General features: G+C 39.9%; 1 pseudogene. It reads left to right on the plus strand.

Annotated features, from left to right (window positions below):
* Positions 1–239: 239 nt before the first annotated feature.
* Positions 240–744 (plus strand): annotated as a pseudogene (locus ACS8FC_RS17100) (hypothetical protein); the annotation flags it as partial.

Below are 744 nucleotides of genomic sequence, written 5' to 3' on the forward strand. Positions count from 1 at the left end.
TTGCTAGCATCGACGTCAGATGAGACTACCAATCAAAGCTGGTACGCTTCTCTTGCAGAAGACTATCCTGAGCTAAAAGCCAATATGTAGCTGCTATATCGAGCCTGCATTACACTGACATTTGTACAATATAATCTTGATTATTGTCATATAAAGCGTTAAAACATCACTAACACCAATTTTTTAATATTCTACTTACACCATTGCTATTCTCATCAGTACATTATGGAAAAATACTTATGGACCAGTCTGCGCAAATGAAGTTAACCGCCCCAACGCTTAGTGTTACTGATTTTAACCTACCATCACTTCACTTATTACATGATGAGGTTATCGCAACGCTTAAAGATACTGAGATTCATCTGAGCGAGTTCAATGATGATAGTAGCCAAGCGCCTTTGTTGGCAGATTCTATTGACGTCCTAAAGCAGCTGTCTTGTATTTTTAAACTGATTTCTCTTGTCGGTGCGGAAGTGTTAAACAATGCAATCGTCGATGGTTTGCAGCGCCTTTATGATAGTGGCGATAATGATGATACCGCGCTGATCATGGATTTATCAGAAGCCATCATGACTCTAGATCGCTATGTCGAGTTTGTCTTATTGACTGAGTCGGTAGAGCCTACTTTGTTATTGCCAGTGGTTAACAAGCTCAATGCTCATGTGCAAAAAGCACCCATAACCGTAGAATCTTTTTCTACTTTTGGCAGCAGTAGCGTCATCATTGCCAACCCTGAAAAAAACT

This window comes from Psychrobacter sp. 1Y4 (assembly GCF_051847555.1).